The 14,685-nt window shown below is 37.1% G+C and carries 11 protein-coding genes and 2 pseudogenes; 11 read left to right on the forward strand and 2 right to left on the reverse strand.

The window, feature by feature from the left end:
* The 4 genes and pseudogenes from MHB75_RS14120 to MHB75_RS14135 form a co-directional block, all read left to right on the forward strand.
* On the forward strand, positions 1-1,335 hold the full coding sequence (locus MHB75_RS14120) for a sensor histidine kinase (RefSeq protein ID WP_340998402.1): 1,335 nt from the start codon (positions 1-3) through the stop codon (positions 1,333-1,335).
* Positions 1,336-1,345: 10 nt separating this feature from the next.
* On the forward strand, positions 1,346-1,846 hold the full coding sequence (locus MHB75_RS14125) for a PepSY domain-containing protein (protein ID WP_340998405.1): 501 nt from the start codon (positions 1,346-1,348) through the stop codon (positions 1,844-1,846).
* Between the two features lie 98 nt (positions 1,847-1,944).
* Entirely contained in the window at positions 1,945-2,442 is a 498-nt protein-coding gene (locus MHB75_RS14130) for a PepSY domain-containing protein (protein ID WP_340998407.1), read from the forward strand.
* A gap of 167 nt (positions 2,443-2,609) precedes the next feature.
* Positions 2,610-3,323 (forward strand): annotated as a pseudogene (locus tag MHB75_RS14135) (undecaprenyl-diphosphate phosphatase); the annotation flags it as partial.
* Positions 3,324-3,519: 196 nt separating this feature from the next.
* Here MHB75_RS14135 and MHB75_RS14140 read toward each other — a convergent pair.
* Entirely contained in the window at positions 3,520-3,672 is a 153-nt protein-coding gene (locus MHB75_RS14140) for a hypothetical protein (protein WP_340998408.1), read from the reverse strand.
* Between the two features lie 982 nt (positions 3,673-4,654).
* Here MHB75_RS14140 and MHB75_RS14145 point away from each other — a divergent pair.
* From MHB75_RS14145 to MHB75_RS14160, 4 genes are all read left to right on the forward strand, one after another.
* On the forward strand, positions 4,655-6,883 hold the full coding sequence (locus MHB75_RS14145; protein WP_141273932.1) for a ribonucleoside-diphosphate reductase subunit alpha: 2,229 nt from the start codon (positions 4,655-4,657) through the stop codon (positions 6,881-6,883).
* 28 nt (positions 6,884-6,911) lie between these two features.
* Complete coding sequence (locus tag MHB75_RS14150) at positions 6,912-7,952, forward strand: ribonucleotide-diphosphate reductase subunit beta (RefSeq protein ID WP_087680910.1); 1,041 nt, start codon at positions 6,912-6,914, stop codon at positions 7,950-7,952.
* 162 nt (positions 7,953-8,114) lie between these two features.
* Complete coding sequence (locus MHB75_RS14155) at positions 8,115-9,077, forward strand: 2-hydroxyacid dehydrogenase (RefSeq protein ID WP_340998409.1); 963 nt, start codon at positions 8,115-8,117, stop codon at positions 9,075-9,077.
* Between the two features lie 12 nt (positions 9,078-9,089).
* Complete coding sequence (locus tag MHB75_RS14160) at positions 9,090-9,533, forward strand: hypothetical protein (protein WP_141273934.1); 444 nt, start codon at positions 9,090-9,092, stop codon at positions 9,531-9,533.
* A 46-nt stretch (positions 9,534-9,579) separates the two neighbouring features.
* Here the strand turns inward: MHB75_RS14160 and MHB75_RS14165 are convergent, their stop codons facing one another.
* Positions 9,580-10,551 carry a hypothetical protein gene (locus MHB75_RS14165; protein WP_340998411.1) on the reverse strand — a complete coding sequence of 324 codons (972 nt, stop codon included), beginning with the start codon at positions 10,549-10,551 and terminating at the stop codon, positions 9,580-9,582.
* A gap of 176 nt (positions 10,552-10,727) precedes the next feature.
* On the opposite strand from MHB75_RS14165, the gene MHB75_RS14170 reads away from it, so the two are divergent.
* The 3 genes and pseudogenes from MHB75_RS14170 (at position 10,728) to MHB75_RS14180 (ending at position 14,590) form a co-directional block, all read left to right on the forward strand.
* Positions 10,728-12,194, forward strand: a complete 1,467-nt coding sequence (locus MHB75_RS14170) for an aldehyde dehydrogenase family protein (protein ID WP_340998412.1) — start codon at positions 10,728-10,730, stop codon at positions 12,192-12,194.
* Between the two features lie 12 nt (positions 12,195-12,206).
* Positions 12,207-13,382, forward strand: coding sequence for a saccharopine dehydrogenase family protein (locus MHB75_RS14175; RefSeq protein ID WP_068456257.1), 1,176 nt, complete (start codon positions 12,207-12,209; stop codon positions 13,380-13,382).
* 11 nt (positions 13,383-13,393) lie between these two features.
* Positions 13,394-14,590, forward strand: a pseudogene (locus tag MHB75_RS14180) (acyl-CoA dehydrogenase family protein).
* Positions 14,591-14,685 lie beyond the last annotated feature (95 nt).

A 14,685-nucleotide genomic window follows, 5' to 3' on the forward strand; every position in this document is an offset into this window, starting at 1 on the left:
TTGAAGCTAAGAACAAAAATCCATACGTATACAACAGCCCTCATGCTACTCATGCTCATTTGTACGGATTTAGCTGTTTACTACGTTTATGAAAAGATGACCTATGACAGCGAGGCATCACATGTAATTAAGCGTGGCGAGGATTTGATTACGCTTTTACAAGGAACGGATAATCGCGATGAGGCGACGGAAATGCTACGGGCATATGTGCCGTCAGATGGTGTCGTATCGATTGTACAGCCAGGTAAAAAAAGCTTAACAGTGCAGACAACCTCTGATTTAGAAGATTTTAAACCTACATTTGAAAAAGGTGCTACCTATGCGATTCATTTGGCGGATGATACGCCGTTTATGAGTACGAGCACACCATTTATTTGGGAGAACGGAGAAATTGCGGAGCTTCAAATTTCACAATCATTAGAGGAGACGGAGCGTAATTTATATATGCTGCGACTTGTGTTAACAATTGTAACCGTACTTGCAATGTTGCCAATTTTATTATCGAATATGGCGCTTGCTCGCGTTATTACACAGCCGATTGAGCGTTTGATTCAGACGATGCGCCGAAACAAGCAAACAGGTGAGTTTGAAACATTACCAATCACTTCTAAAGGGCGTGATGAACTATATGAAATGGGTCATACATTCAATGGCATGATTGCACAAATTGAAGAGAATTATCGCAAGCAGGAGCAATTTTTATCTAATGCATCGCATGAACTACGCACGCCGCTGACGATTATAGAAAGCTATGCAAGCCTATTAAAACGACGTGGTACAGCGAATGAGGAAATTACACAGGAAGCCATTGAGGCCATTGTTGGCGAATCAAAACGCATGAAGGCGATGATGGAACAAATGCTTGCGCTCGCAAAAAATAATGAGCAATCAATTGTCTTTGAAGACGTTGATATAAAGAAAATGCTTGAAGAGATGGCAGATCAGCTGACACAGGTATACGGTGCGCGCTATAGCGTAAGTGCAGACGAGGCATCATGCATTACAGATGAGACGAAGCTCAAGCAACTCGTATTTATTTTCTTAGATAATGCAAGGCGCTATAGCGAAGGCATGATTGAATTGACGGCGACGCGTGAGCCTACGCATGTGCATATTCAAGTACGTGATTACGGCGAAGGGATTCCGGAAGATAAATTGAAGCAAGTTTTTGAGCGCTTTTATCGTGTGAGCGAGGACCGTAATCGCAAGTCTGGTGGTACAGGACTTGGGCTTGCGATTGCGAAAGATTTAGCAACGCGATTACATGTGAAGCTTGAAATTGAGAGCACAGTAGGACAAGGAACAACGCTACATTGCTATGTGCCATATGAGTAGGAGGGATTGGATGCGTAAAACACTTATGCTAGTTATTTTAGTGTTAGTTGTGGTGAGTGGGAGCGCTTATTTCGTGTGGGCAGAAACGATTAAGCCAGAACCTTTATCACATGAGGAGCTAATTGAGCGTATTCAATTAACATATGATGTGAAGCCGAAGTATGTCGCGCAGGAGGATGACCAGGTTATTTTCCGTTTTAAGAAAGATGGCGTGACCTATAACATGACCGTTGATGAGCTTAATGGACATGTGAATAAGCTAGTGAAAATTGAAGGAAGCTATAGCGCCCCTGAAAAAGAACAGAAGACACCGACAACAAAAGTACTAACAGATGAAGAGGCAATTGCGATTGCAAACAAAGAGTTAAAAGGAGAAGTAGATGCATTATCGTATCGTAGCACATCAGATGGCGGCTATTATTTAATTGAAATTGATGGCGACGAAGCGGAAGCAGTATTCCAAATTCATGCATTATCGGGTGAAATTTTATCGATTACATGGGATGAATGATTTTCTCATCAAATTCTAATGTTTCTCACCAAGCACTCTCATTTTTAACCTTTATAGTAAAAAGTAGCAAGAGGCACAACAAACTAGGAGGATGAAAAATGAAAAAAATATTCACAACGACTGTTTTAGCAACAACAATTGGATTATCAGGTATTGTCGGCTATGCCGCAGCAGGACAAGGTGATGCAACGCCAACGACTGCATCAGCGAAAAGTGTTAGCTTTGCAGAAGCAAAGAAAATTGCACTAAAAAAAGTGAATGGTAAAATCATCGAAGCAGACCGTGACGCAGATGATGGTGAATATGAGTTTGATATCCGAAAAGGGAATTATGTCTATGAGGTCGAAGTAAAAAAACGTACCGGCAAAGCCTATATCACTGATAAAGACTATGAGCCAGTGAAAAAAGCGAACATTTCACGTGCAGAAGCGAAAAAAATTGCGCTGAAAAAAGTACCGAATGCGAAAGTCGTAAAAATCGAATTAGATGATGGCAAATATGAAGTAGAACTTGTAAAGGGTAACTACGAGTATGAGCTAGAAATTAGCGCAAAAACAGGAAAAATTTTAGATTATGAGCGTGACAATCGCGATTAATTGCAACCTTCAAAAACAAGCAAAAAAGCTGTGCCGACGAGGTGCGGCTTTTTTTGTGCAATGTATGTCATTTTCTCATGAATGGAAGAATCACAAGTGAAAATGTTACTAGACGAGACGATTGTAATACAAGATGTCTGTGTTTTAACAGGACGAGAAGATGTAACGAAACAAAAGATTTTTTAGGTAGTTCTTCAGCGAATACATTCAAAATTGTGATTCAATTAGGATCCATACTTGCTGTTGTTGTCGTCATGTGGAAGAGACTACTAAGTTTGATTGGTCTTTATCATATTGAAGGACAAACGAAACACCATCGCTTCAACTTATTGCATGTCATTGTAGGGATTATTCCTGCGGGTGTTCTAGGTGTGCTTGTTGAGGATTACATAGATGCGCATCTATTTAGTATTAAGACGGTTATTATCGGCTTATTCATTGGAGCCATCTTTATGATGATTGCTGACCGTTTTGCATGGAAGAAGCCACGCGTCATGTCGCTTGATGATTTAACGTATAAACAAGCTTTCCAAGTTGGCTTAGTCCAATGTCTATCATTATGGCCAGGATTTTCACGTTCAGGCGCTACTATATCAGGTGGTGTACTTCTAGGGCTAGATTATCGTGTAGCAGCTGATTTTACGTTTATTATGGCTGTACCAATCATGGCGGGTGCAAGTGGTCTATCTCTATTTAAATATTATCAAGATATTAATCCGGATGATTTGAATTTCTATATTGTTGGTTTTATTAGCGCATTCATCTTTGCATTGCTATCGATTAAATTCTTCTTAAAGCTAATCTCACGCATCAAGTTAATGCCATTTGCAATCTATCGTATTGTATTAGCAGCAGTATTAGCTTGGATTGTTTTCTTTTAGGAGAAGTGAGCTAGGACATAAGTGTAAAAATACAATCTCATATGAGCATAAGAAAAATTGGATTCGCGTTGTTTCGTGGTTCCAGTTTTTTATTGCGAACGCTAAAAAAGAGAAGTGAAATATTTTGTCCTAGCTTGTTTTATACATAAAAAGGGCTTGAATACAAAAAGTATCCAAGCCTTATTATAAATAAAGATTAGCCTTGTTCAGAGGCTTTTTTCGCTTCAAGTACTTTTTTTCTTTGCACGAAAGATAAAATAATGAGTGTGAAGGCGATCAATGAACCAATTAAAACAACGTATAATTTTCCAACAATCAAAGATGTGACGAATGTGATTAAAAAAATCATAATCGCAACAAATTGTATTCCGTAAAACGATGGCATTCTTTTTCACCTCAATTAGTTATATAGGATTAATAATAGTACAGCTTTTCATCATGTGCAATTGAATGAACCAAGTTATCGAAAAATGTTCACGATTATCGAAGCTTTATTAAAAAGATAAAAAAGACGTAAAATGCATATTTTATAAGGAATGATAAAGATATGAGAAGAAGAAAAGTCAAGTAACTTTTCATTGTCGAATCCGTAACAAAAATGAAATTTCATCGATTCCTAAATGTATAGACTAGTTTAGCACGCTTAAATACTCTATAATAAAAAAGTTAGTCTATGAATCAAATTTATTTTTTTGAAATAAATTTATTTCATATAAAAAATAGTGTAAATAATAAATAAAGTGGTTTTTTACAATAAAACGCTTTAAACAATTGAAAATATAGTTGAAATAAAAAAAGATTATTTTTTTAAAAAAATAGTTCAAAATGCAAGTGTTTTTTATAGTGAATTTTCGACATATCAAAAAAGCGATATGAAAAAAAAAGAAAATCCGTCTAAAGAATTTGTTTCTTTTGAGGGGACGAATTTTTGTAGGCCTTTTGCTATTATTTTCTTCAATTTGGACTTTAATCTTGAATCAACCTTTTCGATTATGTTAGATTAGATAAAGAAGAAAACACAAGATATTTGAAAAAAAAGTTGAGGCAACACAATATATTGTGTTGACAACGTTTTGGGCACATATTCACTAATAATCGCTCATTTATATTATTTTTTTTTGTTTAACTTCGTAAATTACAGGATAAAAAGAATTTTAATCATACATGTAATCAACACAACATGACGATTTTTCAGATGAAGAATGGATGCATGTCAAAATGGAACAGTGAATCATATTCTGCTGGATATGTCGTTTACTGTTATTTTATTTGCAGCTGTTTTGAGGAGTTCAATGGGAAAATAGTCAAAAAATAAAAGGAGTCGTGGTCTTATGGTACAAATGATGACACAAGGTAGAGAAGCTTTATTAAAAAAATTAGAAGAACAATATGGTCGTGAAGAAATTAGTCCACTACTACGCAAACATGAGCGTTTCATGTCAAAACATCCAGATGCAGATGATGCAGAATGGACAAAAGCGTTAAGCTTAGATGCTTTAGGTATGTTGGATGAAGACGAGTCATTTTGGACATTTGTAGCTGCACGTCTCCTATTAGCAGAAACGTATAAAGAAGCAGCAGACAAACGTGGTGTTGTGAATATTGATGAAGTTTATCAAGCATTCCCAGCACAAATCGAAAAATTAGTAGAGCGTGGTTTATATCATTCGTTCCTAATCGAAAAATACACAGCAGAAGAGCGCCAAGCAATTGCAAACTTACTTAATCCAGAAAAAGATGAATTATTCACATACATTGGTTTAAAAACGTTATTAGATCGTTATGTTGCACGTGATTTCGATAAAACACCTTTAGAACTTCCACAAGAGCGTTGGCTAGTTATTGCGATGACATTAATGCAAGATGAGAAAGTAGACCGTTTGAAGAAGATTGAAGAAGCTTACTGGGCTATGAGTAACCTATACATGACAACTGCAACACCTACATTATCAAATGCGGGTAAAACACATGGTCAACTATCTTCTTGTTTCATTGATACAGTAGACGATTCGCTACAAGGTATCTACGATTCAAACACAGATGTTGCAACACTTTCTAAATTTGGTGGCGGTATTGGTATTTACATGGGTAAAGTGCGTAGCCGTGGGTCATCAATTCGTGGATTCAAAGGGGCATCATCAGGTGTAATTCCTTGGATCAAACAATTAAACAACACAGCAGTATCAGTTGATCAATTAGGTCAACGTCAAGGTGCAATCGCTGTTTACTTAGATGTATGGCATAAAGATATCTTCCCATTCTTAGATTTAAAATTAAACAATGGTGACGAGCGTATGCGTGCACATGATATTTTCACTGGCGTATGTTTACCAGATATCTTCATGGAAGCTGTAGAAGCGCGTGAAGAATGGCACTTATTCGATCCACATGAAGTACGTACAGTAATGGGCTTTGATTTAGAAGATTCATACGATGAAAAACGTGGCGAAGGTTCATTCCGCGAAAAATACTTACAATGTGTAAACAACCCAATTCTTTCACGTGATACAGTGCAAGCAATTGATATTATGAAACGTATTATGCGTTCACAACTAGAGACAGGTGTACCATTCATGTTCTATCGTGATGAAGTAAACCGTCAAAATGCAAACAACCACGAAGGTATGATTTACTCGTCTAACTTATGTACAGAAATCATGCAAAACATGAGTGCAACAACATTTGAATCTGTAACATTAGAAGATGATGTGATTGTGACACGTCGTAAACCTGGAGATTTCGTTGTATGTAACTTATCTTCAATCAACTTAGGTCGTGCTGTACCAGAGGATGTTTTAGAGCGTCTGATTCCAATACAAGTACGTATGCTAGATAACGTAATTGAATTAAACACAATTCCTGTAGCACAAGCAGAGCGTACAAACTCTCGCTACCGCGGTATCGGTTTAGGAACATTCGGTTGGCATCACCTATTAGCGAAAAAAGGTATCGCTTGGGAGTCAGATGAATCAGTTGAATATGCGGATTCACTATATGAGCAAATTGCTTACCTAACAATTAAAGCATCACATGAATTAGCAAAAGAAAAAGGTTCATATCCTTTATTTGAAGGTTCTGACTGGGCAACAGGTGCTTACTTCGATAAGCATGGTTATGATAGCGAACAATGGAACGAATTACGTGCAAATATCGGTGAATTCGGTATGCGTAATGGTTATGTGATGGCAGTTGCACCAAACTCATCAACATCAATCATTGCAGGTTCAACAGCAAGTATCGATCCGATTTTCCAAAAATCCTACTCTGAAGAGAAGAAGGATTATAAGATTCCTGTAACGGTTCCAGATTTAGATGAAAAAACAACTTGGTACTACAAATCAGCATACTTCATCGACCAAAACTGGACGATTAAACAAAATGCTGCGCGTGCGCGCCACATTGACCAAGGTATTTCACTAAACCTTTATGTTCAAAACACAGTAAAAGCAAAAGATTTATTAGCATTACACTTAAATGCTTGGAATAGCGGCATCAAAACAACCTACTATGTACGTTCTACTTCTGTAGAATTACTTGAATGTGAGTCATGCGCAAGCTAATGTAACGAAAATAGGGAGGAAGGTTTGAATGACTGAGATTAAACGAAGAGCACTAATGGATAAGGAAGCACCGAACCGTTCTACAGCAATCGTGAACGGTCGATCTTCCAACATTTTAAACTGGGATGACGTGCGTTTTAGCTGGGCATACCCAAAATATAAAAAAATGCTTGGTAACTTCTGGACACCATTTGAAATTAATATGGGTACAGACGTAAAGCAATTTTTAGATTTAACAGATGAAGAGAAAAATACATTCAAAAAGATTATTGGTTTATTAGCGCTACTTGATAGTATTCAAACAGACTATGCTGGTAAAGTAGCCGACTACTTAACAGATTCTAGTTTGAATGCGTTAATGATTATTTTAGCGCAACAAGAAGTAATCCATAATCACTCGTATTCGTACATCTTATCAAGTCTTGTATCAAAAGATGAGCAAGATCGTATCTTTGATTTCTGGCGTACAGAGCCAGTTCTTGAGAAGCGTAATGACTTCGTATTAAAGGGTTATAAAAACTTCGCAGAGAATCCAACAATTGATAATATGTTAGATTCAATCGTGTACGATGTTATTTTAGAAGGTTTATTCTTCTACTCAGGATTTAGTTTCTTCTACCACTTAGCACGTAATCAAAAGATGGTTGCGACAAGTACAATGATTAACTACATTAATCGTGACGAGCAATTACACGTAGACTTATTCGTTAAAATTTATAAGGAGTTACTAACAGAGTATCCAGAATACGATACACCTGAACGCGCAGAACGTGTACAAAACATCTTCCGCGAAGCAGCAGCTCTTGAAATCGAATGGGCGAATGAAGTAATTGGTACGAAAATCGATGGTTTAGACGTAGAAGATGTAGAAGACTACATCTACTTCTATGCGAATGTTCGTTGTAACCAACTTGGTTATGATCGTCCATTTGAAGGCTACCGCAAAAACCCATTAAAATGGATTAAAGCGTATGAAGATGTTGATTTAGGTAAAACAGACTTCTTCGAACAAAAATCACGCCAATACGTGAAAGTAAATGTACAAGACAACGGTTTCGATGATTTATAAGATTTAAGTAAAAACCTCAGCATTTTCATGTGCTGAGGTCTTTTTTTGTGAAATAAACCTTATATTATATCAATATAAAATATGGGAAATACTTAAAAATTTGGGAAGGTATCTGAATTATGATACAATTTAAAAAAAGAAAGAAATAAAGGGGTTTTGAGATTGAAGCCAATTCTTTGGATTACATGTAAATTACCAGAAGAGATCGTTGAGCCATTAAATTCATGGGCAGATGTACGTGAGTGGCCTACTGTTGAGGTCAATATGCCACACGAAAAACTAAAAGAAATTATTCAAGAGGCTGATATTCTATGGACAATTATGGATAATCAAGTTTCACGTGAGTTATTACAAACAGCTAAAAATTTAAAGTTAATTTGTAACTTAGCTGTCGGTTATAACAACATCGATGTTGAAGCTGCAAAAGAATTGGGTATCGCTGTGACAAATACACCAGGTGTTTTAACGGAGACAACAGCAGATTTAGCATTTACACTAATGTTAATCACAGCTAGAAGAATAATCGAAGCAGCGGATGAAGTACGAAATGGTGATTGGGCGTATTGGGGTGTAAATCATCTAGCAGGTCGTGATGTTCATGGTGCTACGCTCGGTATTATTGGGATGGGACGCATTGGTGAAGCCTTAGCGCAACGTGCAAAAGGCTTTAATATGGAAGTGCTTTATCATAACCGTCGTCGTAAACCACAAGCGGAAGAAGCCTATGGGTTTAGCTATCGTGAATTAGATGCTTTACTACAAGAGTCTGATTATGTAGTTGTTTTAACACCGATGACACCTGAAACAAAGGGACTAATCGGTAAACGTGAACTACAGTTAATGAAAAATACGTCGATTCTAATTAATGTAGCACGAGGTGGAATCGTTCAAGAAGATGCACTATATGATGCATTAAAGAATGGCGAAATCTGGGCAGCAGGAACAGATGTATTTGTTCAAGAACCTGTACCAACATCACATCCACTCCTTACATTGAAAAATTTCGTTGCACTTCCGCATATCGGTAGTGCAACACTAAGTACTCGTAAGGAAATGATGGAGATGAATATTGAATCCATGCATGATTATTTAGAAGGGAATCCGATTCGACACCGTGTTGTTTAGGGGGAGTCAATAATGAAGTTACCACCAGGTATTACAGGATTCTTTGATGGAAGTGCATCATTTCAAATGATGGACTTAAAAAAGTTCCGTTCGATTTGTTATGAAGTTTCGATGCATCCAGCGATTAAATTATTAAACATTCAAGAAGCAACATATCCAGCCAATTATATGTGTGCCAAATTTGTTTTTTATAATGAACCCATTCAAGTTGTGATGAATGCTTATTATCCTTTATTTACAACAACAGTTATTGCAGAAGACGGACATTTTGTATTTTGTGATTTACCAGAGGAGTTTCGTCTATTTGAACAGCACTATCAATGTATTACAGTAGAAGATTTAGAACAAATGATTGAAGAACATTACTTGAAGCAACTATCGGAAGTAGAACGCGAGCAAGTCGCATTTTGGAAGCCTGAACGGTTAGGTGAAGTCATATTTAATGCATGGGATTAGCCCATAAAAAAAGGTCGATTCATCAATAAGATGGATGGACCTTTTTCTATGGATAATATTTTTCTAGGTTCATTAAAATTTCGTTTCTTAGTTGCGCTAACTCAGAATACTGATAGAAGAACAATACTTTTTCATCTGCACGAGTATACCCAGAGGGTTTAGTGGAAAGAATAAAATACATAAAAGATTCTGCAAAATCTTCAGTAGGATGACTTGTCGCATATTCTGTAACGAATTCATCAGCGTGAAGTGTATAGAAGTGAGTTTGAACAGTAGGATTGGTTTCGATATTTTTTAGTTGCTTCCAATGTTGCATGACATCATATTGCCAAAATTGCTGATAGAAATGATAAAGATAGGCATCTTGTTTTAAACAACCTTCGCCGGAATCATAGGTTTTACATACATTATCATGCGAGTATTCAAAAGAATTAAGCGAAAATAGATGACCATATTCGTGAAGAATTGTTGCGTAAAGTCCATTTAAATTTTTAACATCACGGTAATCAAGAGCTAGTGTCCATTTGTCTGGATAATTCATTTGTTGCACGTAACCGAGGGTATTGTCTTCACCATCTGTGAAAATTTTAAAATAAGCGACCATTTTTCGATTTTCTGATGGAATTAAATTTGCAAAACGTTTCCAAAGCTCATGCTGTTTTTGTTTATTCTCAATAATATTTTGATGCGCTCTTTTTTTTGAAGACTTTATCATATGAATTTGTTCATCTTTAATTTCATACGTTAAAATATCTACTTCTTTTGGAGAGAAAGGTGCAGTCAAACTATCAATCTCTTCATAGAGTAAGTCACCATGTTTTTTTTCGAGTTTTTTAATGATTTTGTCACCAAGTTTTGTATCAACTTGTCTTTGATGAATTTTTTTAATAGGGGGTGTGTCAGTATCTTGGAGTGTTTGAATAGCTTTTTGTGTGGGATGATTGATTAAACTAAAAATAATGACGATGAGCATGAGGTTCAGTAAGAGAGGCAAACCGAATTTTATATGCCGTTTCAATAGTGTATCTCCTTTCTAGTTATACGATTCTTTTATCTAATTACCCGATTTAAAAATGTTTAGTATATTTTGATAAAGGAAAAATGTATTGTAGAAAAAACTTCTTAAAGGAGTGTATTTTTGATTTTTGTAGAATTTATTGTTTAGTGGCAAAAATAGGAGATGGAGGTGTTTCGTTGGATATTAAACACTATATAAACGGTCACTGGAGAAAAGAAGAATCAATGCATTTTATTCCAGTTTCAAACCCTGCCAATGGAGAAGTAATAGCGCACGTGCCAATGGCTTCAAAAGAATTAGTTCATGAAGCGATTCAACATGCAAAACATGCACAAAAAGAATGGGCAAAAGTACCAGCACCCAAAAGAGCCGACTATTTATATGCAATTGGTGAACGGTTGCGAGATGAAAAAGAGCGACTAGCTAGAATTTTGACGATGGAGATGGGAAAAGTAATTGAAGAAGCACGTGGTGAAGTACAAGAAGCAATTGATATGGCATTTTATATGGCAGGTGAAGGAAGACGATTATTTGGTCAAACGACGCCTTCAGAATTACCAAATAAATTTGCAATGAGCGTACGTGCGCCAATCGGTGTAGTGGGTCTCATTACACCATGGAATTTTCCAATTGCGATTGCGACGTGGAAGTCATTCCCAGCGATTGTCGCAGGTAATACAGTTGTTTGGAAGCCATCGACCGAAACACCACTTATGGCATATGAGTTAGCAAAAATTATCGAAGAGGTGGAATTACCAGATGGCGTCATCAATATTGTATTTGGAGGAGGTAGTGATGTAGGGTCTCTACTAGTAGAACACCCAGATGTACATGTTATTTCATTTACGGGTTCTACTGAGACAGGGCAAAAGATTGCGGAACTTGGTGGTAAATACTTAAAAAAGGTCTCACTCGAATTGGGTGGCAAAAATGCCATTATCGTGATGGAAGATGCCGATTTAGATTTAGCTGTAGAAGGCATTATTTGGAGCGGATTTGGAACTTCTGGTCAGCGGTGTACAGCTTGTAGTCGTGTCATCGTACATGAAGCTATAAAAGAAGAATTAGCTGACCGGTTAATCACTGCAATGGAGTCATTAAAGCTTGGTAATGGATTAGATGAAGGTGTACAGATTGGTCCAGTTATTCATAAATCAGCCCTTCATAAAATTCATAGTTATATTCAATTAGGATTACAAGAAGGTGCAACTTTATTGAAAGGAGGTCGCATAGCTGATTTTGAATCAGGTCATTTTTACGAACCTACTTTATTTACAGATGTAAAGCCGCAATCACGTCTCGCACAAGAAGAAATTTTTGGTCCAGTCATTTCAATGATTGCAGTTCAAAATTTAGAAGAGGCGATTGAAGTGAATAATTCAGTGAAATACGGTTTATCTAGTTCAATCTTCACACAAGATGTAACAAAAGTATTTCAGGCACAACGCGATTTAGATACAGGTATTGTTTATGTGAATGCAGGAACAACTGGAGCAGAAATTCATTTACCCTTTGGTGGAACAAAAGGAACAGGTAACGGACATCGTGATTCTGGCATCCAATCCCTAGATGTTTATACGGAATGGAAAAGTATTTATGTGGATTATAGTGGCACACTTCAACGTGCTCAAATCGACAATTAAGGGGGCATTCAAATGAAAGTGACAATTCTAGGCGCAGGTTTAATGGGAAAAGAAGTCGCACGTGATCTAGTGAATAGTTCGAATGTAGATAAAGTTTATTTAACTGATATTGATATCGAAAAGGTCCGTACGTTTGTAGAACAATTAAATAGCGATAAAATTGAACTTTTAACAGTTGATGCTTATGATGACGAACAGTTATGTGAAGTGATGGGAAAAGCAGATGTTGTGGTGAACGCATTATTTTATAAATTTAATGTACGCGTTGCAAAGTTAGCGATTGAACTTGGCGTTCATTTAGTTGATTTAGGTGGTCATATTGGCGGTATAACAGATGAAGTTTTAAAACTAGACGAGGAAGCGAAGAAAAAAGGTGTGACGATTATTCCAGATTTAGGTTTAGCACCTGGTATGACAAATATTTTAGCTGGATATGGTGCTTCTAAACTAGATCGTGTGAATGCAATTAAAATTTATGTAGGTGGTATCCCAGCTTCTCCAAAGCCGCCACTTGATTATAGCGTAGTGTATTCTTTAGACGGTGTATTCGATCATTATACAAAACCCTCTTTGATTGTACGAGATGGGATGATTCGTGAATTACCTTCTTTATCTGAAGTAGAAAATCTCTATTTCCCAGGCTTTATTGGTTTAGAGGCGTTCCATACGAGTGGCGGTCTTTCAACACTTGCGCGAACATTTTCTAAATTACACACATTAGAATATAAAACGATTCGTTACGCAGGACATGCCGAACGCTTTAAATTACTTGTTGATTTAGGACTTACACAAAAAGGTAATGAAGTGGAAGTAGACAATGGTATTACCGTAGATATGCGTGAAGTGATGAAACAATATTTAGAGAATAAATTAAGTTTAGGCGACCAAGAGGATGTTGTATTACTTCGTGTGGAAGTGCATGGAGAGGCGAATGAGGAACGTGTATCATTTGAATACGATATGGTAACCTACCGTGATAAGAATAGTGGAGAAACAGCGATGGCAAGAACGACTGCTAACACGATTTCAGTAGTCGCAAAACTGATTGGCGATGGCACGATTACAGAACGCGGTGTCATTCCACCAGAATTAGCAGTACCAGGAGAAAAGTATATGACGGAGATGAATCATCATGGCGTAACAATCACAGAAACCATGCTCATGTCGACAAATATTATTAAAGGATAGGGGAGATCGTCATGAATTTTCAATTCTCGGATGAACAAAATATGTTACGCCAGACAGTACGTCAATTTGTAGATGCAGAGATTATGCCTTATATTGCGGAGTGAGATGCGACAGGTGGGTTTGATCCAGCTATTTGGAAAAAGCTAGCTGACCTAGGTTTACTCGGTATATGCATACCCGAAGCATACGGTGGAAGTGGCATGGATTATAATGCATTGGCGATTGCCTGTGAAGAACTGGAGAGAGGGGATACAGCTTTTCGGACGGCTGTATCTGTTCACGTAGGATTGAATAGCATGACTTTATTACAGTGGGGAACAGAAGAACAAAAACAAAAGTATTTAGTTCCTCAAGCAAAAGGTGAAAAGATTGGTGCATTTGGTTTAACAGAACCGGGTGCAGGATCAGATGTAGCGAGCATGCAATCACATGCAACATTAGAAGGAGATGTGTATCGCTTAAATGGTCAAAAAACATGGATTTCACTTTGTGATATTGCTGATCACTTTATTGTATTTGCCTATACGAATCCAGCGTTAAAACATAAAGGAATTTCAGCATTTATTGTAGAGCGCGGGATGGCTGGTTTTTCTTCAAAAGCTATTAAAGGAAAGTATGGGATTCGTGCGGGTAATACAGGAGAATTATTCTTTGATGATGTTCTTATCCCAAAAGAGAATCTTCTTGGCCAAGAAGGAGAAGGTTTTAAAATTGCGATGACAGCACTTGATAATGGACGTTTTACAGTAGCAGCCGGAGCAGTCGGATTAATTGATGCATGTATTGAAGCGAGCGTAAGTTATTGCCATGAACGTGAAACATTTGGACGAAAGATTGGTGAACATCAATTAGTTAAACAGATGATTGCACGTATGGAAGCAGGCTATCAAATGAGTCGTTTACTTGTATATCGTGTAGGCGAGATGAAAAATAGCGGTGTACGTAACACGCGTGAAACGTCTCTTGCGAAGTGGCAAGCATGTGACTTTGCGAATCGTGCGGCAGATGATGCAGTTCAGATTCATGGCGCATATGGTTATTCAGATGAATATCCTGTTGCACGCTATTTACGTAATTCAAAAGCGCCTGTTATTTATGAAGGAACACGCGAAATTCATACACTTATGCAGGCAGACTATGTACTTGGTTATCGTGAAGACCGTCCATTATCACATATGTTACCGAAATGGGTAGGTACTAAAGAATAATGTAGAAAAGGATTGCACGATTGTGTAGTCCTTTTTTAATTTGTAAACAAACAAAAAAGAGAGAAGTCGGTTGAATGACCTGACTTCTCTCTTGC

Origin of the sequence: Kurthia sp. FSL E2-0154 (assembly GCF_038003625.1) — a bacterium.
Lineage (GTDB): Bacteria > Bacillota > Bacilli > Bacillales_A > Planococcaceae > Kurthia > Kurthia gibsonii.